Raw genomic sequence first — 19,609 nt, forward strand, 5'->3', positions numbered from 1 at the left:
TCTCGGGGCGATTTAATTATATCTGGGAAGACGATAATCCGTTTGGCAGGAAGATCACTCCGTCCAAAAATTCCGGAGTGAAAGTTCAGGATTCCTTTGTCGGGCTGATGGAGTTCGTCACAACCGCGCGGATCGGGAGCTTCACATCTGCCGCAGCATCCCTCGGCGTCACGGGGGTCGGCGCTGGGGAAAAGCGTTTCGCGGCTGGAAGCCCGGCTCGGCGCGAAACTGTTGCACCGGACGACGCGGCGGCTGACTCTTACCGCCGAGGGACACGAATTTCTCGATGCATGCCACCGCGTGCTGGATCATCTGAACGAAGCGCAAATCGCTATAACTTCGGGCCGGGACACGCCGGTTGGGACCCTGCATCTTAGCCTGCCTGCCGCATTATTGGCTGGAGGCGGGTGCCGCGACCGGTCTGGCTGCTGAGGGATCCATCGGGTGTTATCGTGCCGCACGAAGTGAATGTACGGCTTGAGTTCAGGGATGGCGAAGCGATGGTCCAGGCGGTGCTTGCCGGCAGTGGGCTGGCCCAATTGCCGACCTGGCTTATCAGCGATCATCTCGCTCGGGCGCGCTGGTGCCAGTACTCGATCAGTTTGCAGGCGCCGAGATGCCGATCCACGCCTTATGGCCCAGTTCGCGCTATATGCAGCCACGCTTGCGCATCGTCATAGACGCCTTGGCAGACGCCGCCAGACGGGCCGGATCGGGCTTCAATCCTTGAGAAGGGGCAATCGCCCATTTTGTCTGTGAGCGTGTGCAGGATGCGAGCCTGTTCGCTTCGTCTTCGCAGATCCGCCTCCGGCAAAACCGCGATCCTGCCCAATTGATCGAATGAGGGGAGGAAATTGTCGGCACACAGTCGCGCCCCTAGACGAGATCGAGCGCACAGACGCCTCAAAGACGGTGTCTCTGTCGCCCCCGCGCAAACCCGGACCATCATTTCCAGCCGGGCAAGATCATTACCCGTCCGTGCGTTGAGCTAGGACAGAAGCTTCCGTACGCTGGCCTGGGCCGGGCGACGATCGGATCAGAAGGAGGAGCGGCCCTCGTGCCGACCTGCCTTCAGGAGAAGGTCCAGGGCACCTTCGATCAACTGCGCCATGAGCGTCGATGCACCTGCAGCATTGCCTCTGATGATGGCGTTCGCAACACGTCGGTGATCGATCGCGCTGGCGCGGCTGACACCGGCGTAGGAGTTGGTCCGCCGGATGCTGAACCGCAGCGTGGCTTCCGATAGATCGGTGAACTGGCGCATGAACCGGTTGTTGCTTGCCTCGATCACCGCACGGTGGAAGGCGATATCGGCCTCGAGTGGATCATCGTCATGGATTTCCGATGCGAACATCCGGTCGATCGCCGACATGATCGCCAGTCGCTGAGGCCCGGTCGCGCTGTTCGCGGCGAGGCCTGCAGCGCGAGGTTCGATCGCCATCCGCATCTCGGTGAAGTCGATCAGGAGATCGATCGAAAATTCACGTTCCAGCAGCCAGCGCAGCACGTCCGGGTCGAGCAAATTCCAGCTGTCCTCGCGCTGGACGACCGTGCCTGCCCGCTGACGGGGCCGCAGGAGGCCCTTTGCCGTTAGCATTTTAACGGCCTCGCGAACGACTGTCCGGCTCGCTCCATATTGCTCGCACAGGCGGGCTTCGAACGGGAATCCCGTCGTTTCCGTGAAGCGCTCGGTGACGATGGACCGGCCCAGATCCTCCACGATCCTGCGCGTGACGTTGCGGCTTTGCGTCTCGACGCTGGCGGCCGGGCTGCTTCTCTCTATCGATTCCATTCCGTTACCATAAGCGTGCGTCGTGATATGGTCAGCCGCTATCGCCGTCGCCGCTCCTCGAGTCGACCTTCCGTCTCTCATCAGCCGAGAAAGAGCGTCGGCGGCAGGCCGGCGACGCCCGGGGCGAGCTCGAAGAGGGCGCCCGCATGCCGTTCGTCCTCCCGTCCGATTGTCGAGGAGGTCACGAACAGACGGTCCAGCCTGTCGCCGGCGAACGCGCAGCTGGTGATATTGCTGGCAGGCAGCGCGATGGATGTCCGCCACACCCCATCCGGAGAGAAGCGGCTGATCCGTCCCCCGTCCCAGTGAGCGATCCAGATGCATCCCTCGGCATCGGTCGTCATGCCGTCGGGATACCCCCATTCCTCCTCGAACGTCAGCCATAAGCGCTTGCCCGAGAGCGAGCCGTCCCGCGCCATATCGAAGGCGTAGATCTGCCGTGCCGCACTGTCGGTATGATAGAGGGTGCGCCCATCGGGAGAGAAAGTGGGGCCGTTGGCGATGCCGTATCCGTCGTCCTGTCGGGACCAGGAAAGCGACGGATCGAGCCGGTAGAGCGCGCCGGACGCAAGTTGATCGCTGTCATCCTTCGATCCGGCCCAGATGCGTCCCATAGGATCGACCTTCGCATCGTTGAGGCGGTTCTGAGGGCGGTCGGATTCGGGTGTCCCGATGGCGCGCCTGGCCCCAGTCTCGAGATCTAGGAAGTGGAAGCCGCTGCGAAAGCCCGCGACGAAATCGGTGGCACCGGCGCGGGGAAGTACCCAACCGACCGGCTCGTCGACGGGCATTGTATCGACACGTCCGTCCTCAAGTGACAGGCGATGGACGCACGGTGCGAGAATATCGACCCAAACCAATTCGCCACGTGCCGGATCCCAGACGGGGCCTTCACCGAGCGTATCACGCACCGCGCGTTCGACAATCTTCATGCTCCGGTACCTCCCGGAGCAAAAAGTACGATATTTTCTTGACCCCTGTCGAGGCGGCTTGGTACGACCGCTCCATCGTTCCGGCCGTATGCGTGCGGACGGTGCCCTCACAGAATGAGGACCAGCCACGACAGCATCCGGTCCGGCTGCCGGTTCGTGCTCGTCCCATCAATCATAAGGATCATCAGGATGTCGAACGGCTCAGTCGACCGGATCGGCCGTATCGAATGCTTCCTGGTGCGCCCTCGCTGGGTGTTCGTCCGCGTGGAGACGGCGCAGGGCGCGGTCGGTTGGGGCGAGGCGACGCTGGAGGGGCATGCTGAGGCGGTGGTCGGGGCGTTCGAGGCAATCCGCGATCGGCTTGTCGGGCATGATCCCGATCGGATCGAGGATGCCTGGCAGATGCTGCACCGTTTAGGCTTTTACCGCGGCGGTCCCGTCCTTCTCTCCGCCATATCAGGGGTCGATCAGGCCTTGTGGGATATCAAGGCCCGCAAGCTTGGCGTTCCTGTCTACCAGCTTCTTGGCGGACGCGTGCGGGATCGGATTCCAGTTTATGCCTGGATTGGTGGCGATCGGCCGAGCGACGTGGCCGATGCCGCCCGGGCGCGTCTCGCGCAGGGATTCGCCGCCGTGAAGATGAACGGCACCGAGGAGATTGGCTGGCTCGACAGTCCGGCCCGGATCGACGAGGTGGTCGCCCGTATCGGGGAAGTCCGCGCGGTCGGCATCGATGTCGGTGTCGACTTTCACGGGCGGGTACACAAACCCATGGCCCGAATGGTGCTACGGGCGATCGAACCGTTGCGACCGCTTTTTGCCGAGGAAATCGTGCTGAGCGACAATCCTGCGGTGGTGGCGGGTCTTGCGTCTTTCAGCAGTGTGCCGCTGGCGCTTGGAGAACGGCTTTACAGCCGCTGGGATGTCCGGCCGTTCCTGGAAAGCGGTGCGATCGACATCATCCAGCCCGACCTGGCGCATGCGGGTGGCATATCGGAGGCACGCCGGATCGCGGCCATGGCGGAAACCTATGATGTCGCCTTGGCGCCGCATTGTCCGATCGGTCCGATCGCGCTTGCCGCATGTCTCAATCTGGCGGCTGCGACCCCCAATTTTGTGATCCAGGAGATCTCGCTGGGCATTCATTATAACGGGCCCTCGCAGGATCTGATGACCCTGATGAAGAACCCCGAAATCTTCGAGATCAGCGGCGGATCGATCGCGATTCCCTCAGCGCCTGGCCTTGGTGTCCAGATTGACGAGGAGGCGGTGCGCGCGATGGCGCGGGATCCGCATCGGTGGCGCAATCCGGCCTGGCGAGGGCCGGACGGGGAGTTGCGCGAATGGTGAGCCGAAGCGTCATCGTAACGGGCGGGTTGGGCGATATCGGTTTCGCAGTGGCCCGGGCCTTCGCGCAAGAGGGCGCGTCGATCCTGCTGGTCGATGCGCGGGAGGACACAGAGGGCACCCCCGCCTCGCTTCTTGCGATGGGGGCGGCGGCTGCCCGTTCCGTTGTGACGGACGTCGGGGACGACAAAGCGGTCGCAGCAGCCGTCGACGCCGCGATTGGCAGCTTCGGTGGGCTGGACGTCGTGGTTAACGTTGCCGGGATGATGATCTACAAGGCGATCGCCGAACTGGGCGCAGCCGATTGGCAGCGTCTTCTCAGTGTCAATCTCGTCGGTGCGGCGCTGTTTACCGCGCATGCCTTTCGTCACATGCGGCCCGGCGGATGCATCGTGAACGTCGCGTCGGTCCATGCGCGCCGTACATCGGCCCTGGTTGCTCCTTATGCCGCTGCCAAGGCCGGCTTGGTGAGCTTGACGCGGTCGGCCGCAATCGAGGGCAAGCCACTCGGTATCCGCGTCAACGCGGTGCTGCCCGGAGCCATCGACACGGCGATGCTGCGCGCCAGTCCGAATATTAAATCCGGAGCGGAGGTGATCGATCCGGCCGATGTCGGCCAGCCGGACGACATTGCGGAACTGACCGCATTTCTTGCATCGGACGCCGCGCGCTTCATCACCGGCGAAGACATTGTCGCGGACGGCGGCAGGATGGGGAGCCTCTGAATGCAGATCATGGATGCCGGCGCGCCGGAAGGGCCGGTCGCGCCTCTCTCTTCGGCGCCGCCGACCGTCTGGCTCGCGGCCGGCGTGTCCGCGCTCGGCGGCCTGCTGTTCGGCTACGACTGGGTCGTCATCGGCGGAGCGAAGCCTTTTTACGAGGCGCGCTTCGGCCTTACCGCGCCGACCGACCAGGCCTGGGCCGTCAGCTGCGCGCTAATCGGCTGCTTGGCCGGCGCGATGGTGTCGGGCGGGGTCGCGGATCGCTGGGGGCGCAAACCCGGTCTCCTTCTGTCCGCGCTCATTTTCGCTGTGTCCTCGATCGGAACGGCGCTCGCGGGTGGCTTCGGCACCTTCGTGCTCTGGCGGATTGCGGGGGGCGTTGCCATCGGCATGGCGTCCGGCCTGTCGCCCCTGTACATCGCCGAGATCGCGCCGCCTGCCCATCGCGGCCGCCTGGTGTGCCTCAATCAGATCGCGATCGTGCTCGGTCTGCTGGCGGCTCAGATCGTCAACTGGCTGATCGCAGAACCCGTCGCTCCTGATGCGACGACGGCCATGATCGCCCAGTCATGGAATGGCACGACCGGCTGGCGCTGGATGTTCGCAGCGGCGGCCGTGCCTGCGGCAGCCTTTTCGATCGGCGCGGCCCTGATCCCTGAAAGCCCTCGCTTTCTGGCGCATCACGACAAATGGGGTGCGGCGCATCAGGTCCTTGCGCGCCTGTTCGGGGAAGCCGGAGCGGATGCAGCGCTCGAGGATATCCGCGCCGCGCTTTCGGCCGCACCGGGCCGCAGCCTGGCAGCCGTCCTTTCCGAGCCGCGGTTCCGACGGGTTCTGGCGATCGGGATCGTCATCGCTGTGTTGCAACAGTGGTGCGGAATAAATGTAATATTTAATTACGCGCAGGAGATTTTCGCGGGCGCGGGCTATGCGGTGTCCGATACGCTGTTTAACATCGTCATCACCGGTGTCGTGAATTGTGTTTTCACGTTCCTGGCTCTGGCCACCGTGGAGAAATGGGGCCGCCGCCGGTTACTGCTGCTCGGCTGCGCCGGTCTGGCGCTCATCTATGCGGCAGTCGGCGCAAGCTATGTCGCGGGCGTACAAGGCTGGCCGCTGCTCCTGCTCGTTGTCGTGGCGATCGCCATCTATGCCATGACATTGGCACCGATGACGTGGGTGGCCTTATCCGAGATATTCCCAGGGGAAGCGCGTGGAGCCAGCATGGCGATCGCGACAACCGCTTTGTGGGCCGCCTGTTTCCTGCTGACCTACAGCTTCCCCATCCTCAATGCGGCAGCCGGCACAGGCATGACGTTCTGGATATACGGCCTGGTCTGCGCAGCGGGCTTCGTGTTCATCTTCCGGACGCTGCCAGAGACGAAGGGCAAGACGCTGGAGCAGATCGAGCAAGATTGGCGGTAAACCCGATCGAGGGCGGGAAAGGATCGCCGGTCGCCTCCGCTTTGGCGGGCGCCTGCTGTCCATGCGTCGGCGAGAGACGGATGGCGCACGGCGCGGCACGGTCCAGCATGCCTTCGATGGCCCGCGCCGTCCGATATCGCGAGGCGCGGGCAAACGGATCCAGACGGTTCGCCCGGTCAGTCGCGCCGCAGACGAACCGCTGTGATGGCGCGCGGAGCAGCGATTGCAGTCGGGACGGATGAACCGGCCGCGCAGGGGGCCTGTCCAACCAGCCGGCCGTCCCTCGTCACCGATGCTACTGTCCAGCGCCCCTTGGGTAGGCTTGCGGTTGAAAATGGCAGCAGCCGGTCGTAAGGACCGTGGTTCACATGGACGGCGACAGCTTCGCGCCCATCCGCGGACAGAGCGGTGATCGTATCGGGATCGTCGTTGCGGACGAGACGGAAGCCCGGGCGGATGGCATGGCTGAAGGTCGCCATCGCCCAATATTTCGATGTTATATGGACGCTCGTATCGGCCGGGTGCGCCTGCGACATGTCGGCACGGAGCAAACCCCAGTTCGACCCCTTGTCCTCGCCCACGGCGCTCGGCTCCACGGCCTGCCAGAAAACCCAGCCGGCAGGTTCGAGCCGCTTGAAATCGAGGACGAGCTGCTCACCCAAGGCCAGCGCGGACGAGACGTTGTCGAAATCCTGGACGCTGTTGGGTGCCGACAGATCGACCTCCGACATCCATAAGGGCAGGCCGGTCACCGCCGCGACATCACGCGGTCCGGTTGCGCCGGTCGTGCTGTAGCTGTGCACGTTCAACTGCCGCACGACCGCCTTCGCACCTTCCGAATATCTCGACCAGTCTTTGACGAACGTGTCGTGATTGGTCTCGTCCATTGCCGACAGGATGGCGCCCGAGCGATGCGCGCGCAGTACGCGATCTGTCGCTTCCAGCATGCGGGCCTGGCCTTCGGGCGAGAAGTAATTGCCCTCCTGGCGGTTCCCGGACACCCAGTAAGGCGTGTTGGGCTCATTGAGCGGGGCTATGCTGTGGAAGCGTACGCCGTGGCGCCGTTCCAGTCCTTGCATGGCGCCTACGAGATATTCGGCGAACAGTGCCTCTTGTCCCGGACGGAGATTGGGCTGGTAGGGTTTGGCCGCGCCAGCGACATCGCCGCTGACAGTCATGAACCAGGGCGGCGAATAGCTTGAGGCTTCGAGAAGGAGAGTCGCCGCAGGTACGCGTGCCTTGACCGCCTCCAGCCACCATTGCTGCCCGCTGTCGGCCGACCAATCCCACATTGCCGGATTGTCGGGGTGCCACCAGTCGGTTCCGGTGGCGCCAGCCGGCATGCGCCACAGGCCAGGCACATTGGCATTTGCGCGCGCGAGCGGAGGTGAACCGGGCTTTCTCCCGCCGCCGATATTGTAGCGCGCGATCGTCCAGCCAAGCCCGTCGGCGCCGTAGAGAAGGTCGGCGATGCGCGAGCGGACAGGGTCAGGCCAATTGCCCGTGGTGCTTGCAAACCAGGCCAGCGACGTGCCCCATCCTTGAAACGTCGTGCGTGGCCGTGCCCAGTCGGCGCCCAGTTCGATGAGGATTGGCGCTCGGCATCGCCCTTCAACAGCCGGACGGTGTACAGGCGGTGCGGCCGGAAGAGGAGACGTCGCACCGAGGCAGGCGACCATCACCCAGAGTGCGCAATTGCCGGCGGGGCGCCGAAATCTCCTGGTCATGCTCATGCTTTCACCAGGCTACGAAGCTGCTCGGGCGAGACTCGGACGGCCGGGCGGAAGCCCGTTCCGCTCATGTAGCGCTCAAGGCTTGCGACCAACTGGCGGCTGACAGGGTCCGCTGCGTCCGCTCCATCGAGCGCAAAACCGCAGATGATGGCACGTCCCCTGCCCACCGTGACTTCGATGACGAGCCCCAGCGGTCGGGCCGTGAACCAGTCATCGATGATGCGGACGATCGGTGTGACGCCTGCCGGTAGAAGGTCGAGCCGGAGCGCGCCGGCCCTGTGCAACAGATACCACCACTGCCAGTTGCTGTGCGCGTCCGTGGGGAAATCGGCCAGGGCATCGTGGCGTGGGTCACACAGGATGCCGAGCGTCGTTGGCGCCTGGCCCTCCGTCCACAAAGTGTTCCAGAAGATCGACGAGAAGCCGAGCTTGACCGGATTGGTCTTGTGGTTGGCGACGTCCGACCCGGGGAGACCGATGAGCGCATCGCCGCCCGATGCAAGATGCTGAAGGACGGCCTCGTCGATGTGGTTCGCACGCAGGATCGTGCTGGCTGCGGGTGCCAGCGCAGGCGTGGGATAGACCCAGAGGTCCCAGTCATTTTCCGCGACGACCCTGCCGTGCTGGCGGATGGTCACCAGCAGTCGTGCCGCCGTGGCCTGACGGACCGACAGGGTCGCAGTGGCGGCCAGCGACAGCGGCGCATTGCCGAGCGGAACGAGGCGCGACGGGAAGCCGCCTTGGGCCAGTTCCGTCCCCGACGTCGATGCGATCGACCAGTCGATCGCCGCATCATCCAGCGGCGTCGCACCGAAGTTCGCCACGTCGATCGTGAAGGCGAACGATGCGCCCGATTGTACAATCCGGCTGTCCATGCGTGCGAGCGGGACGACCGGTGCGCAGAAGCGTCGATATTCGGGTCCGCTCACATAGCCTTTGTCATCCCAGAAGGGATCCAGCACGCCGACGAGGGCCGTTCCCTGACCCGGGAAATCCTGAAGTCCAAGGAGCTGGAAGCCGCCCATTCCATGCGTCCGCAGCGCGCTTTCGATATCTTCCTTGTAGCACAGCACTTGCAGCCGGCCGGACGCGTAGAGAAATTCAGGTGCATAGCCGATCAGACCGTTGTCTCGCAGGCGGTCTTCGAAAATGTCGAAATTCTTGGCTTTCAGATATCCGGTGTATTTTCTGCGTTCGTCGAGATTAGGGTAGACGCACCATTGCCCGATTTCGTGGCTGATCACGGGCACGCGATATTGTCCGATGAAGTCGCGATAGTCCGTCTGCGTTTCCGGCGGTTTGGCGTTGATGCGCGACTTCAGCTCGTCAGCCCATTGGTGGATCCGCGGGAGCGGCGTCACATGATACTGGTTCTCGTCGATCGACGGCCAGCCGGATCCCGAGGTCCACAGCCTGCGCGCATCGCGCTCGCGATAGTGGCGGACATAGGCTGCGAGGAACGTGTCGCGCTGCGCTTCTTCCGTCTTGGGCGTGCTGTTGCCTGGCTCGTTGCCGTGCGTCATCAGCACGAAGGAGGGGTGGTTCCCGTGCGCCGCGAGCACGCGATCTGTCTCGCTATAGACCCACTTGTCGACCGGCAGGCCGGCGCCGATCCGTACCGACTGATTGGCCCAGACCGTCTCGATCTGCACATAGACGCCTGCCTCGTCGGCTGCATCGAAGGCGGCTTCGGGCGGGCAATAACTATGGAAGCGCAGATGATTGAGGCCGTAGTCCTTGATCCGGCGCATGATCCGGCGCCAGCTCTCGATATCGGTCGGCGCGTGCCCGGACAGCGGGAATATGCTGCACTCCAGGGCGCCCCGCATCATGGCCGGCCGGCCGTTGATTTCGAAGCCCGTGGGCGTAGGCGTCAACGCCCGCCAGCCGAACCGGCCGTGCCAGGTTTCTCCGTTGGTCAGCCGTACCGCAACGTTGTGGAGAATTGGGTTGAACTCGTCCCACGGCTTCAGCGCAGCGGTATCGGCGGGCGAGGGGCGGATTTGCGCCTCGAAAATTCCCTTCATGCCCTGCCATGAAACGGTCGCGCTGACGGTCTGGCCGGCGAGTTCGATCGCCGCGCCGTCGATCGTCTGCGCGTTCGCCATGCGTGCGAGCTGGCCGCGCACGGTGAGTGTGCGATCGGCATAGGAGGGATGAAGATCGATCCGGTCTATCCAGACCGGCTCGGTTGCGCGCAATTCGATGCGCCCGGCAATGCCGTTCCAATTGCCCTGGGTATGATCGGTTACGCCATGCCCGTTATAGCCGACCTCGACGATCATCCGGTTATCGACCCTGATCGTGAGGCGATGCGGGCCTGGCTCCAATGTGCCAAGATCGTAAAGGTGGGGGACGTGCAGCGCATCGCTTCGGCCGATCGACCGGTCGCCGATCCAGACCCGGGTCTCCCAATGCGGTCGTTCGAGAAAAAGTTCGACGCGCTTGTTTCGCCAGGTCTCGGGGATCGTGATGTCACGTTGGTACCAGGCAACACCACGGTACCAGCTGTCGGGCTGCAGGAAAAAGGGGACCTTGAAATGAGCGGGATCCCGGTAGCGGGCATAATCGGGCGACGTGAAGAATGAGCGGTCGTTGATATCGCCCGTCCATGGCGTGTCGATCGTCACCGGATTGCCAACGCGTCGTTCCTCCAGGCTGCCGGGCAGGGGAAGCGCATCGGCCAAGGCATGGCCGAACCAGCGAGCTTTGAGGCCCTTATCGGACGGGTCCAGCGCGCGCCGCCAGATTGCGGCCAGATCGGCAGCCTGTGCATTTGGAAGCGTCGCTGCTTGCGCCCCGGCGGCAAACAGGCCGAGAAACGGGGCGGCGCCCAGCGACTGAACAAATGCGCGGCGTCCGACGCGATTCTCCAAAAATCCGGATGCCTTCATCGGGTTGCTCCCCCCTCTCGAGTTTGCTGGCGCCAAGCTGGAACGCGTGGGCTATTAAAGTACGATATTTATAATTGGGCTTACCAGCATGCAAGGCCCGCGAAGCTCACGAGCGACGGTTCAGTACCGAAATGATGGCCCGTTATGTGGCAAGTTATTGCAGAAAATGGACTTTTTGCATGATCGTGCTGGCTTTTGTCCGTCGGCGGCAGCCGGCATGGCCCCCTCCGCTCTCATGTATAAGTAGGATATAATTGACGGGGTCGGCATTCGACATTATTCGAGGATCGCTCGCGGCAATGGTCGTGAAACAAAAATCAACGGAGGCCCGGGGAGGCTATGCGACACACCTTTTTCAAACATGTCTCGATCGGTGCTCTCGGCGCGGCGCTCGCGATGCCTGCGGCCGCCCAGGTGCCTGCGGCACCTATGCCGCAGCCTGCTGGTGACGGGCAGGCGGCTCCGGCCGGCGGCGCTGAGGATATTGTCGTGACGGGCATGCGCGCCAGCCTGAACACCGCGCAGCAGATCAAGCGAACGAGCGACCAGATCGTCGATTCGATCCAGGCGCAGGACATCGGCAAGCTTCCCGATGCCAACACCGTGGAATCGCTCCAGCGCATCACCGGCGTGCAGATCCAGCGTCGCTACGGCGAGGGCGGCACGGACGTTGATCATCGGACGCAGTCAGCGGTCGCGATCCGCGGCCTGACCCAGATCCGTACCCTGATCGACGGCCGCGACACCTATTCCGCGTCTGGCGGGCGCAACTTTGATATCGAGGCCCTGCCGCCCGAGCTGCTGGCTGGTATCGATGTCTACAAAAACCCGTCGGCCGACGTCATCGAGGGTGCCATCGGCGGCGTGGTCAATCTGCGCACGCGTCTGCCATTTGACCAGAGCGGCGAGGTGATCAACGCCTCGGCGCGGATCAACTATTACGATCTGGCCAATAAGGTCGGCGGCACAGGCTCGGCGCTTTACAGCAATCGCTGGGACAGCAGCCTTGGCGAGATGGGGTTGTTGGTCAACGTCGTGTACGGCGAGAGCAAATATCGTCAGGATGCGCTGCTCGTTCAGCCCTTCTTCAACGTTGCGGGCAGTGGTGCAGCAGGCACGCCGGGGATCATTCCTGGCGCACCCGCAGGCGCACGCGCGCCGCTGGGTTTCCAGATCTATGACGAACTCGGCTCGCGCAAGCGTCTGACGGCGGCTGGCGCTTATCAATGGAAGATGAGCGACCGTCTAGATTTCACCGCACAGGTCCTGCACAGCCGCTACAAGTTCAATCGCGACGGTCGGTACTTTTACAACACCACGCACGGCCAGAATCTGATCGCGACGCCGGGCGCCACGTTCACCTATGGAGATGACGGGCGCGTGGTCAGCGGCTCGTATAACAATATGGTGTTCGAATCCGCGCGCTATCCGCAGGCGCTGAACGCCATCAACACCAACATCACCGGCAATCTCGCCTGGAAGAGCACCGACACGCTGACGATGACGTTTGATGCGCAATATCTGAAGTCCAGCTACGATGTCGATTCAGGTGGCTTCGTGATATCGCAATATTCCGGCGATCCGGAGCTGCCATCGGCATCGCCGAACAAGAGCATCGTCGACTTCGATCTCTCGGGAACGCCGACATGGACTGTGCGCAATCCGGCGCTTCTGACCGATCCGACGCGCTACCGTTTTGCCTATTTGGCCGATTACACGACACGCAACGACACCAATCAGTTGGCGCTCAAATATGACGTCAAGTGGACGCCGATCGATTCTATCGTGAAGGCGCTGAATGCCGGGGTACGCTACGCAGAGACCAAGGTGACGCTGCGCAATCTGAGCGATGGCTTTTGCGTGTACACGACCGGGAACAGTGCAAGCTGCGTTGCGCCCAACGGTGGCAGCTATGTTCCTAACTCCTCAAGCCTGGCGCAGCTCACCACGACCGGGCCGTCGTCGAACTTCTTCGAGGGGCGGACGATCAACGGGACCATCTATCCCGCTTCGCCATCTGGTAGCGTGTCTCAGGGCCTGACCGAGACCTATCGCCTGTTTGGCGCGACCCGGCGTGGCTTCTACCCCGCAGACATGAACCAGCAGCGCGAGCGGATCATGACCTTCTATGCGAGCGGCAAGGCAGGGACGACGATATTCGGCTTGCCGGTCGATGCGACGGCTGGCGTGCGCGTCATACGGACCAAGACGACCTCGGAAGGCTATCTGTTCCCGTCGAACAGTACGGTCGATGCGTCCAATCCAGCCAATCTCCAGGCGGTCAACGTCGGGCGGACCTATACGTATGCGCTGCCCAGCGTGAACTTCCGGGCGCTGCTGACCGAAAAGCTGCAGGTGCGTCTGGCCTATGCGAAATCGATCGCGCGGCCCGATTTCACGCAGCTGGCGACGAACGTCACTCTTGGACCGCCGACCGTCGTCAATCCGTCGACCGGGCGTCCTAGCGGCTCGTCCGGGAACCCGCTTCTCAATCCCATCAAGGCGACATCTTATGACGCATCGGCGGAGTGGTATTTCGCGCGCGCCGGCTCGCTGACGGCCGGTGTATTCAAGAAGGATGTGAATGGCTTCCTGACGAGCGGCCGTGTCGTTCGTAATTTCAACGGCATCGATTACGACATCAGTACGACTGTCAACGCCAATTCGGGGACGATCAAGGGGTATGAGCTTGCCTATCAGCAGTTTTATGACTTCCTGCCCGGACTTTTGAGCGGGTTGGGCCTGCAGCTCAACTATACCTATGTCGACAGCAGCGTCGAAAATCCGTTCTCGACGCCTGGCAGCTCCATTCCCACGCGGGTGCCTCTCGAGAAGCTCTCGAAGCATAGCTACAATATCGTCGGCCTGTACGAGAAGGGACCGGTGAGCGCTCGTCTCGCCTATAGCTGGCGCGGGCGCTATCTCGACACCACCGTCGGAAGCGGGGCGAACGGTCAGCCGCAGATCCAGGCACCTTATGCCAGCCTCGATGCGTCGATCAGCTACAATGTCACCAAGCATATCGCGGTCACTGTCGACGCGGTGAACATCAACAACCGGATGAACCGGACCTACATCGGGACGCCCTCCGAGCCGCTGCAATATACGCTGAACGACAGGCGCTTAGGCTTCTCCGTTCGCGCCACTTATTGAGGCAGGGATCTTGAGTAGGTGCTCGTTTATCGCAGTGGACTGGGGCACCACCAACCGGCGCGCCTGGCGGATCGAGAGCGGGCGTGTCGTGGCGGGCGAGCGGGACGGGAAAGGCGTCGCGTCTCTTACGCCCGATGATTATCCCGGTGAGCTCGAGGCGGTTCGCGCCCGCCTGGGGGATCATCCGGTCCTGCTAGCGGGCATGGTTGGGTCGAACCGGGGATGGAGGGACGCGGGCTATATCGACACGTCGGCGACGATCGATGCGCTCGCGTCCGCCGTGCTGCCGGTCGGAGACAGGATAGGCATCGTGCCCGGCGTTCGAACGCTGACGGCGGGGCGGGGCGACGTCATGCGCGGCGAGGAGGTCCAGTTTCTGGGCGCGGCGGCGGCGGGGCTGGTGCCTGATTCCGCGCTGCTGTGCCAACCTGGCACGCATACCAAGTGGGCTAGGGTAAGCGGCGGCGCCATCACAACATTCTCGACGGCCATGGTGGGCGAAATGTTCGCATTGTTGCGCGCGCATTCGCTGATCGGTGCGGGCATGACCGGGCTCGCACGGGATTGTGCAGCCTTTCGACAGGGCGTTGTTCGGGCAGGTGGCGCAGATTTGCAGACGGCGCTGTTTGAGGCGCGGGCCGCGAGCGTCCTCGGGGCTCGCACGGGCGACGACATCACCTCCTTCGTCAGCGGACTTTTGGTCGGGGCTGACGTCCGCGCCAATGTTGCCGCCGGCGATGCGGTTCATCTGATCGCCGATCCCTCGCTGGGCGCTCTTTATACAGCGGCAATCGAGCAGGTCGGGGGCGCCGTCTTTCGTGTCGATAGCGAGGCCGCATTCGTCGCCGGCATATGTCGGGTGTGGGATAAAATGGCGTGATCGACTTCAAGAGCGCGTTTGCGTCGCTTCCCCTTGTTGCCATTCTTCGGGCGTAACACCAGACGAGGTGCTTCCGATCGGCGACGTGCTGTTCGAGGCAGGCTTTCGGCTCATCGAGGTCCCGCTCACCTCACCCCAGCCTCTCGCCAGCATCGAGCGGCTTGCGCGGCATTTCTAAGGACGTGCGGTCATCAGGGCCGGTACTGTCCTTGCGCCCGGACAGGTGGCGCAGGTCGCCGCGGCGGGCGGGACGATGATCATTTCGCCCAATACGGACCTGGCGGTGATCGCGGCGACTGTGACTGCGGGCATGGCGTCGCTTCTCGGCTATTTCACGCCGTCCGAAGCATTTGCCGCGATCGGGGCGGAGGCTACTACCCTCAAGCTCTTTCCGGCTGAAGTCGCGTCGCCTGCCGTTCTCAAGGCCCATCGCGCCGTACTTCCACCTGCTATCCCGTTGCTGGCGGTGGGAGGCGTCAGCCCCGATGATATGGCCGCATGGCGAGCGGCTGGTGCGAACGTGAGGTGGCCCCCTAAATGACCTGACAGGGTCTCGCTCTTAGATAAGAGTGAGGCATATGACTGACGGTACGACCAGGCGTTACAATGACGGCGAGGTTCTCTCCGGTGTGCAGCGCCGGAGGCGGTGGACACCGGAGGAGAAGGTCCGGATCGTCGAGGAGACGTATTTGCCGGGGATGAGCGTGTCGCTCGTTGCCCGTCAGCACGGCATCAGCGGCAGCCAGGTGTTCACCTGGCGCAGGCTGATGAGCCAGGGCGCGTTAACCGCCGCGGCAGCTGGCGAAGAAGTGGTGCCGGCGTCCGAGTATCGCGCCTTGGAGGCGCAGGTGCGCGAACTGCACCGCCTGCTCGGTAAGAAGGCCATGGAGAACGAACTGCTGCGCAAGGCCGTGTCCCGGGCCGCAGGCCCAAAAAACGTATGGCCCGCCCCGTCCGCAAGAGTGTTTATCTGATCGGCAACTGACAGGTCTGCATCAACGTATACGGCATAGCGGCTAAGCCGTTGCCAAGATGGAGATCCGCACGCTCCAGGCCTCATAAACTTCACGACATCGAGTGTCATTTTTTTGGTCAGGCTGTTGGGGCGTCGGTATACCGTCAGGCCATCTTCAAAATTCCTCCCGCAGACATCTCGTGGGCCAGCCGGCCGTTTTGCCGCTGCTGACCGATACCGTCAGGCGATCGCCACACGCTGGGTGGCGAACATCGTGTCTCGCCGCATCAACACCCAAGCGATCCGGGCAAGCTTGTTGGCGAGCGCCACCACCACAGTATTGGGGTGACAGCGCGCCTGGAGGCCGCGCAGCCATGCACCGAGCGTTGTGTCGGCTTTCGCCAAAGTCGGCAGAGCCGCTCGGGCGCCATGGATCAGCAATGTTCGGAGATAAGTGTTTCCCCGCTTGCTGATGCCGAGCAAACGCGGCTTGCCGCCGGTCGTATGCTGCCGCGGAACAAGGCCGAGCCAAGCCCCAAGATCTCGTGCCTGATCGAACGCTTCGGCTCTACCGACGGCAGCCACCAGCGCCGTTGCGTTGAGCGCGCCGACACCGGGGATGGATGTCAAACGACGGGCGACCTCGTCGGTGCGGGCGAGCTGGACGAACTCCTCATCGAGAGCACCAATACGGCTATCGAGCGCGGTCCACTCCGCACGCATGTCGAGGAGCAGATCGCGCAGTCGACCAGGCGTAAGCGCGGCTTCATCCGCGAGCATAGCATCAACAGCGCGTTCGAACTTGCGACGACCTTGCGCAATCGTGACGCCGCGTTCGAGTAGCAGAGCGCGCATCTGGTTGATCAGGGTCGTTCTTGAACCAACCAACCGAGATCGCACACGATGCAGCGACTGGATATCGAGCTGTTCCTGGCTCTTCAACTCGACAAAGCGCATCGTTGGGCGTGTTGCCGCTTCCGCGATCCCTTCGGCGTCCCGGTCGTCATTCTTCTGTGCCTTCACATACGGGCGCACATATTCCGGCGGCATAAGCTTCACGGTGAGACCGCGAGCGATGAGCTGCCGCCCCAGATAATGGGCGCCACAGCATGCCTCCATCGCCACCGTGCAAGGTGCATATTTAGCAGCAAACTCCACGATGCTCGTGGGTCGCATCCGCCTCCGAAGCACAACAGCACCCCGCTCGTCGAGCGCTGCGATGCTGCAGCTGTTCTTGCCTAAATCGACACCGATCATCACAATGGTCATGGTCCGTCCCTCTCTGCTAGCACCGGCATCGTATCCGATGTCGGAGGGTTGGGGCGGGCCATTCCATAAACTGCTCTTGCGCTCGACCTCGTTGCCCGGGGACATTCTGTGACCGCGGTGGCCGACGCGCTTGGCATCACCCGCCCGCATCTCTCCGCGATGCGCAACCGACCACCGCCACGCCCGCGTGGGCGACCGCCGCTGCCGGACGAAGAACTGGTCGCCGACATCCGGCTGCTCGTCGCCGATCTGCCGACCTATGGCTATCGTCGTGTCCATGCTTTGCTACGCCGCCAGGCGGAAAAGAACGCGCGCGCAGCGCCCAATGTCAAACGTGTCTACCGCGTTATGAAGGTGCACGGGTTGCTGCTCCAGCGAGGCGGCGAACAGCGTGAGGAACGCCGTCACGACGGTCGCGTCGCCGTCGACCAGCGCAACACCCGCTGGTGTTCGGACGGGCTCGAGATCGCCTGCGACAACGGCGAGAAGGTGCGCGTCGCGTTCGCGCTCGACTGCTGTGACCGGGAGGCCATGGGGCATGTGGCGACCACAGGCGGCATCACCGCCGAGGACGTTCAGGACCTGATGGTTGCCACCGTCGAGCATCGCTACGGCCGCGTAAACCGTGTGCCCGAGCTGATCGAGTGGCTAACGGATAACGGCAGCTGCTACACTGCTCGCGAGACCCGCACCTTCGCCTGTGACATCGGGCTGGTCCCGCGAACGACGCCCGTCAGCAGCCCACAATCCAACGGCATGGCAGAGGCGTTCGTCCGCACCCTCAAGCGCGACTACGTTCGCGTGAACCCCAGACCTGATGCGCAGACCGTCATCGCGCAACTGCCAGGATGGCTCGCCCATTACAACGAGGTGCACCCGCATCGCGCTCTGGGCTATCGTTCACCCCGCGAGTACATCGCGCAAACCCGCGAGGCTCCGTCAGGCCTTTAGGGGGCAACAACATCTCGCCGTATGGCGAGCCATCAAAGTGATAAAGCGAAATGAGCAGTTGTGTGGGCTCGGGCGTTAAAGCGAGCGTGGAGCGAAGGTCGATCGAGACCGTGACGCTGGCTGGCAGGTCGGCAGTCGCGCCCATTCGCCCTGGCCGATGCCGAACAACGTGCGTTCAAACACCGCCTGTCCCGATATCGTCGCTGCGTGCCTGACGATCGACAGGGTAAAGGAGAGGGGGGCTGCTCACCCCACGCAGTGAAAGCGTCCCGCTTGCTCGATAACGATCGCCGCCGAGATGCCGTAAGGCTGTCGCACGCCAGCTCGCGGTTGGATAGGCGGCAACCGAGAACCATTCGGCTTCGGGCAACGCGCTTTGCTGTTCTGCGTCGGCGGCGAACATGGAGGCCGTATTGATGGTGATTGTGACAGACGCCTTCGCCAGTTCAGCGAGATCGAAGATGATCTTGTTGCCGGCTCACGTCAGCCGTGACAAACGAGGTATCGATCGCCGCGTCCTTGACGCCGACCAACCCCGCTCCACGCAGCGCCTTACGGTCTGCTCGAACAGCAGGCGGAAAATTCCGACGTCGCGGAAGCGGCCGTGCCGCTTCTTGCTGAACGTCGAGTGGTGCGGGATGGGCCGTCGAGGGCAAGTCGGCAGAACCAGCGATAGGCGAGGTTGAAGCGCACCTCCTCGCACAGCCGGCGCTCGGAGGTGGCGGCATACAGGCGATCGATCAGTGTCATGCGGTTCAGCGCTCAGTCGCGATCGAGGGGCGCCTCTGCCGGCTGTAGTGCGGCGTCAGCGCGGCGCGCAGCTCAGCCATGTCGAGTCGCCGTTCGATACGACAGACGAGGTGATCGGCGGGAACAGTCTTGGCCAGCGCCCGGCAGCTTGCGACTTTACCGCCCTGCTGCTGCTCACCCATCATTGCCGCTGCCCCACTTGCTCAAAAATGGACCCTCGGCGGGCGAGCCGGCTTTCGAGAGAGTTACGCTCTTCAACAGCCCCACATGTTTTCCGACAGAAGGCGATGCTATCGGCTTCACGGGGCGATGACGACCGTTGCTTGTGGACGACAAACCCTGTCGCTTTGACTTGGTGTGCGCCAACACGGTCGGCGACGGGGGGGCGGGCGGCACCGTAGGCGAGCCCCTTCGTGCAGAAGAAGAAATCTGCCGTGATCCCGAAGGCTTCGGCGGCTGATGCGGCGCGGATCCGGCCAAACGCCGTAATGACTTCGGCGAAGATCAGAATGATGCCATGCCGTTGCGTGATTTCGTAAAGGCGCTCGAGACATTTTTTGGGCGCGATCAGCACTTTGGTGGAGCCCGCAACGCGCTCGACTATCACGGCTTCGATCGTCTGCGTACCGTGCAGGGCGGTCAGGTGTTCGAGTCGCCTTCGTGATGCGAAACGCTGCTCCAGCCATTTTAAGCCGTCGAGAGAGGCAGGTATTTTGCCCTGCAGCAGGTTTGTCAGTCGCCGTGGCGAGCGACATTAGTGATCAAATCGCTTAACCTCGGTCCGCCAATGACCACGCATCTTTCCT

16 protein-coding genes and 3 pseudogenes are annotated in these 19,609 nt (G+C 63.1%); 10 read left to right on the forward strand and 9 right to left on the reverse strand.

Going from position 1 to position 19,609, the window contains the following annotated elements; genetic code table 11:
• The first annotated feature begins 204 nt into the window (after positions 1 to 204).
• Both HL653_RS24650 and HL653_RS24655 read left to right on the forward strand, forming a co-directional pair.
• The gene (locus HL653_RS24650; RefSeq protein WP_367613612.1) at positions 205 to 432 is read left to right on the forward strand and encodes a hypothetical protein; all 228 of its coding nucleotides are present in this window, start codon (positions 205 to 207) and stop codon (positions 430 to 432) included.
• A gap of 68 nt (positions 433 to 500) precedes the next feature.
• Complete coding sequence (locus HL653_RS24655; RefSeq protein WP_367613613.1) at positions 501 to 680, forward strand: hypothetical protein; 180 nt, start codon at positions 501 to 503, stop codon at positions 678 to 680.
• Positions 681 to 1,036: 356 nt separating this feature from the next.
• Here HL653_RS24655 and HL653_RS11475 read toward each other — a convergent pair whose 3' ends face one another.
• Positions 1,037 to 1,720 (reverse strand): FadR/GntR family transcriptional regulator, encoded by a 684-nt coding sequence (locus HL653_RS11475; protein ID WP_253717917.1) that lies wholly within the window; start codon positions 1,718 to 1,720, stop codon positions 1,037 to 1,039.
• A 152-nt stretch (positions 1,721 to 1,872) separates the two neighbouring features.
• Complete coding sequence (locus HL653_RS11480) at positions 1,873 to 2,724, reverse strand: SMP-30/gluconolactonase/LRE family protein (protein WP_171744637.1); 852 nt, start codon at positions 2,722 to 2,724, stop codon at positions 1,873 to 1,875.
• 189 nt (positions 2,725 to 2,913) lie between these two features.
• Between HL653_RS11480 and dgoD the strand changes: the two genes are divergently transcribed.
• From dgoD to HL653_RS11495, 3 genes are all read left to right on the forward strand, one after another.
• Positions 2,914 to 4,074, forward strand: a complete 1,161-nt coding sequence (dgoD, locus tag HL653_RS11485) for a galactonate dehydratase (protein WP_171744638.1) — start codon at positions 2,914 to 2,916, stop codon at positions 4,072 to 4,074.
• On the forward strand, positions 4,068 to 4,796 hold the full coding sequence (locus HL653_RS11490) for an SDR family NAD(P)-dependent oxidoreductase (protein ID WP_171744639.1): 729 nt from the start codon (positions 4,068 to 4,070) through the stop codon (positions 4,794 to 4,796). The genes dgoD and HL653_RS11490 overlap by 7 nt, the downstream gene beginning before the upstream one ends.
• 84 nt (positions 4,797 to 4,880) lie before the next feature.
• A complete protein-coding gene (locus tag HL653_RS11495; RefSeq protein ID WP_253717919.1) occupies positions 4,881 to 6,218 on the forward strand; it encodes a sugar porter family MFS transporter in 1,338 nt (445 codons plus the stop codon).
• A gap of 176 nt (positions 6,219 to 6,394) precedes the next feature.
• Here the strand turns inward: HL653_RS11495 and HL653_RS11500 are convergent, their stop codons facing one another.
• The gene (locus tag HL653_RS11500; protein ID WP_216599983.1) at positions 6,395 to 7,945 is read right to left on the reverse strand and encodes a glycoside hydrolase; all 1,551 of its coding nucleotides are present in this window, start codon (positions 7,943 to 7,945) and stop codon (positions 6,395 to 6,397) included.
• A gap of 2 nt (positions 7,946 to 7,947) precedes the next feature.
• The gene (locus tag HL653_RS11505; RefSeq protein ID WP_171744640.1) at positions 7,948 to 10,845 is read right to left on the reverse strand and encodes a sugar-binding domain-containing protein; all 2,898 of its coding nucleotides are present in this window, start codon (positions 10,843 to 10,845) and stop codon (positions 7,948 to 7,950) included.
• Positions 10,846 to 11,343: 498 nt separating this feature from the next.
• Here HL653_RS11505 and HL653_RS11510 point away from each other — a divergent pair, with 498 nt between their 5' ends.
• From HL653_RS11510 to HL653_RS11525, 4 genes and pseudogenes are all read left to right on the forward strand, one after another.
• A complete protein-coding gene (locus HL653_RS11510; RefSeq protein ID WP_253718046.1) occupies positions 11,344 to 13,998 on the forward strand; it encodes a TonB-dependent receptor in 2,655 nt (884 codons plus the stop codon).
• 34 nt (positions 13,999 to 14,032) lie between these two features.
• Positions 14,033 to 14,878: a 2-dehydro-3-deoxygalactonokinase gene (locus HL653_RS11515; protein WP_253717921.1), complete on the forward strand. Its 846-nt coding sequence runs from the start codon at positions 14,033 to 14,035 to the stop codon at positions 14,876 to 14,878.
• Positions 14,875 to 15,395: pseudogene (locus HL653_RS11520) on the forward strand (2-dehydro-3-deoxy-6-phosphogalactonate aldolase); the annotation flags it as partial. The gene HL653_RS11515 and the pseudogene HL653_RS11520, both read left to right, overlap by 4 nt.
• A gap of 61 nt (positions 15,396 to 15,456) precedes the next feature.
• A pseudogene (locus HL653_RS11525) lies at positions 15,457 to 15,792 on the forward strand (transposase); the annotation flags it as partial.
• Positions 15,793 to 16,073: 281 nt separating this feature from the next.
• On the opposite strand, the gene HL653_RS11530 reads toward HL653_RS11525, so the two are convergent.
• Entirely contained in the window at positions 16,074 to 17,102 is a 1,029-nt protein-coding gene (locus tag HL653_RS11530) for an IS110 family transposase (protein WP_171744644.1), read from the reverse strand.
• Between the two features lie 69 nt (positions 17,103 to 17,171).
• Between HL653_RS11530 and HL653_RS11535 the strand changes: the two are divergent.
• Positions 17,172 to 18,053 (forward strand): annotated as a pseudogene (locus HL653_RS11535) (IS3 family transposase); the annotation flags it as partial.
• A gap of 175 nt (positions 18,054 to 18,228) precedes the next feature.
• Here HL653_RS11535 and HL653_RS24660 read toward each other — a convergent pair.
• The 4 genes from HL653_RS24660 to HL653_RS11550 form a co-directional block, all read right to left on the reverse strand.
• A complete protein-coding gene (locus tag HL653_RS24660) occupies positions 18,229 to 18,456 on the reverse strand; it encodes a YceI family protein (protein ID WP_367613602.1) in 228 nt (75 codons plus the stop codon).
• A 149-nt stretch (positions 18,457 to 18,605) separates the two neighbouring features.
• On the reverse strand, positions 18,606 to 18,803 hold the full coding sequence (locus HL653_RS24240) for a transposase (RefSeq protein WP_253717923.1): 198 nt from the start codon (positions 18,801 to 18,803) through the stop codon (positions 18,606 to 18,608).
• A gap of 5 nt (positions 18,804 to 18,808) precedes the next feature.
• A complete protein-coding gene (locus HL653_RS24245) occupies positions 18,809 to 18,988 on the reverse strand; it encodes a hypothetical protein (protein ID WP_253717925.1) in 180 nt (59 codons plus the stop codon).
• Positions 18,985 to 19,410, reverse strand: a complete 426-nt coding sequence (locus tag HL653_RS11550) for an aminotransferase class III-fold pyridoxal phosphate-dependent enzyme (RefSeq protein WP_253717934.1) — start codon at positions 19,408 to 19,410, stop codon at positions 18,985 to 18,987. Before HL653_RS11550 ends, HL653_RS24245 begins: the two co-directional genes overlap by 4 nt.
• Positions 19,411 to 19,609 lie beyond the last annotated feature (199 nt).

This window comes from Sphingomonas sp. AP4-R1, from assembly GCF_013113735.1.
GTDB lineage: Bacteria > Pseudomonadota > Alphaproteobacteria > Sphingomonadales > Sphingomonadaceae > Sphingomonas_I.

Bases quoted from the DNA above. Each gene is read 5' to 3' on its own strand.
- HL653_RS24655 (WP_367613613.1), top strand. From the start codon at position 501: ATGGTCCAGGCGGTGCTTGCCGGCAGTGGGCTGGCCCAATTGCCGACC.
- HL653_RS11480 (WP_171744637.1), bottom strand. From the start codon at position 2,724: ATGAAGATTGTCGAACGCGCGGTGCGTGATACGCTCGGTGAAGGCCCC.
- dgoD (WP_171744638.1), top strand. From the start codon at position 2,914: ATGTCGAACGGCTCAGTCGACCGGATCGGCCGTATCGAATGCTTCCTG.
- HL653_RS11490 (WP_171744639.1), top strand. From the start codon at position 4,068: ATGGTGAGCCGAAGCGTCATCGTAACGGGCGGGTTGGGCGATATCGGT.
- HL653_RS11500 (WP_216599983.1), bottom strand. From the start codon at position 7,945: ATGACCAGGAGATTTCGGCGCCCCGCCGGCAATTGCGCACTCTGGGTG.
- HL653_RS11505 (WP_171744640.1), bottom strand. From the start codon at position 10,845: ATGAAGGCATCCGGATTTTTGGAGAATCGCGTCGGACGCCGCGCATTT.
- HL653_RS11510 (WP_253718046.1), top strand. From the start codon at position 11,344: ATGCGCGCCAGCCTGAACACCGCGCAGCAGATCAAGCGAACGAGCGAC.
- HL653_RS11530 (WP_171744644.1), bottom strand. From the start codon at position 17,102: ATGACCATTGTGATGATCGGTGTCGATTTAGGCAAGAACAGCTGCAGC.
- HL653_RS24660 (WP_367613602.1), bottom strand. From the start codon at position 18,456: ATGTTCGCCGCCGACGCAGAACAGCAAAGCGCGTTGCCCGAAGCCGAA.
- HL653_RS24240 (WP_253717923.1), bottom strand. From the start codon at position 18,803: ATGACACTGATCGATCGCCTGTATGCCGCCACCTCCGAGCGCCGGCTG.
- HL653_RS24245 (WP_253717925.1), bottom strand. From the start codon at position 18,988: ATGATGGGTGAGCAGCAGCAGGGCGGTAAAGTCGCAAGCTGCCGGGCG.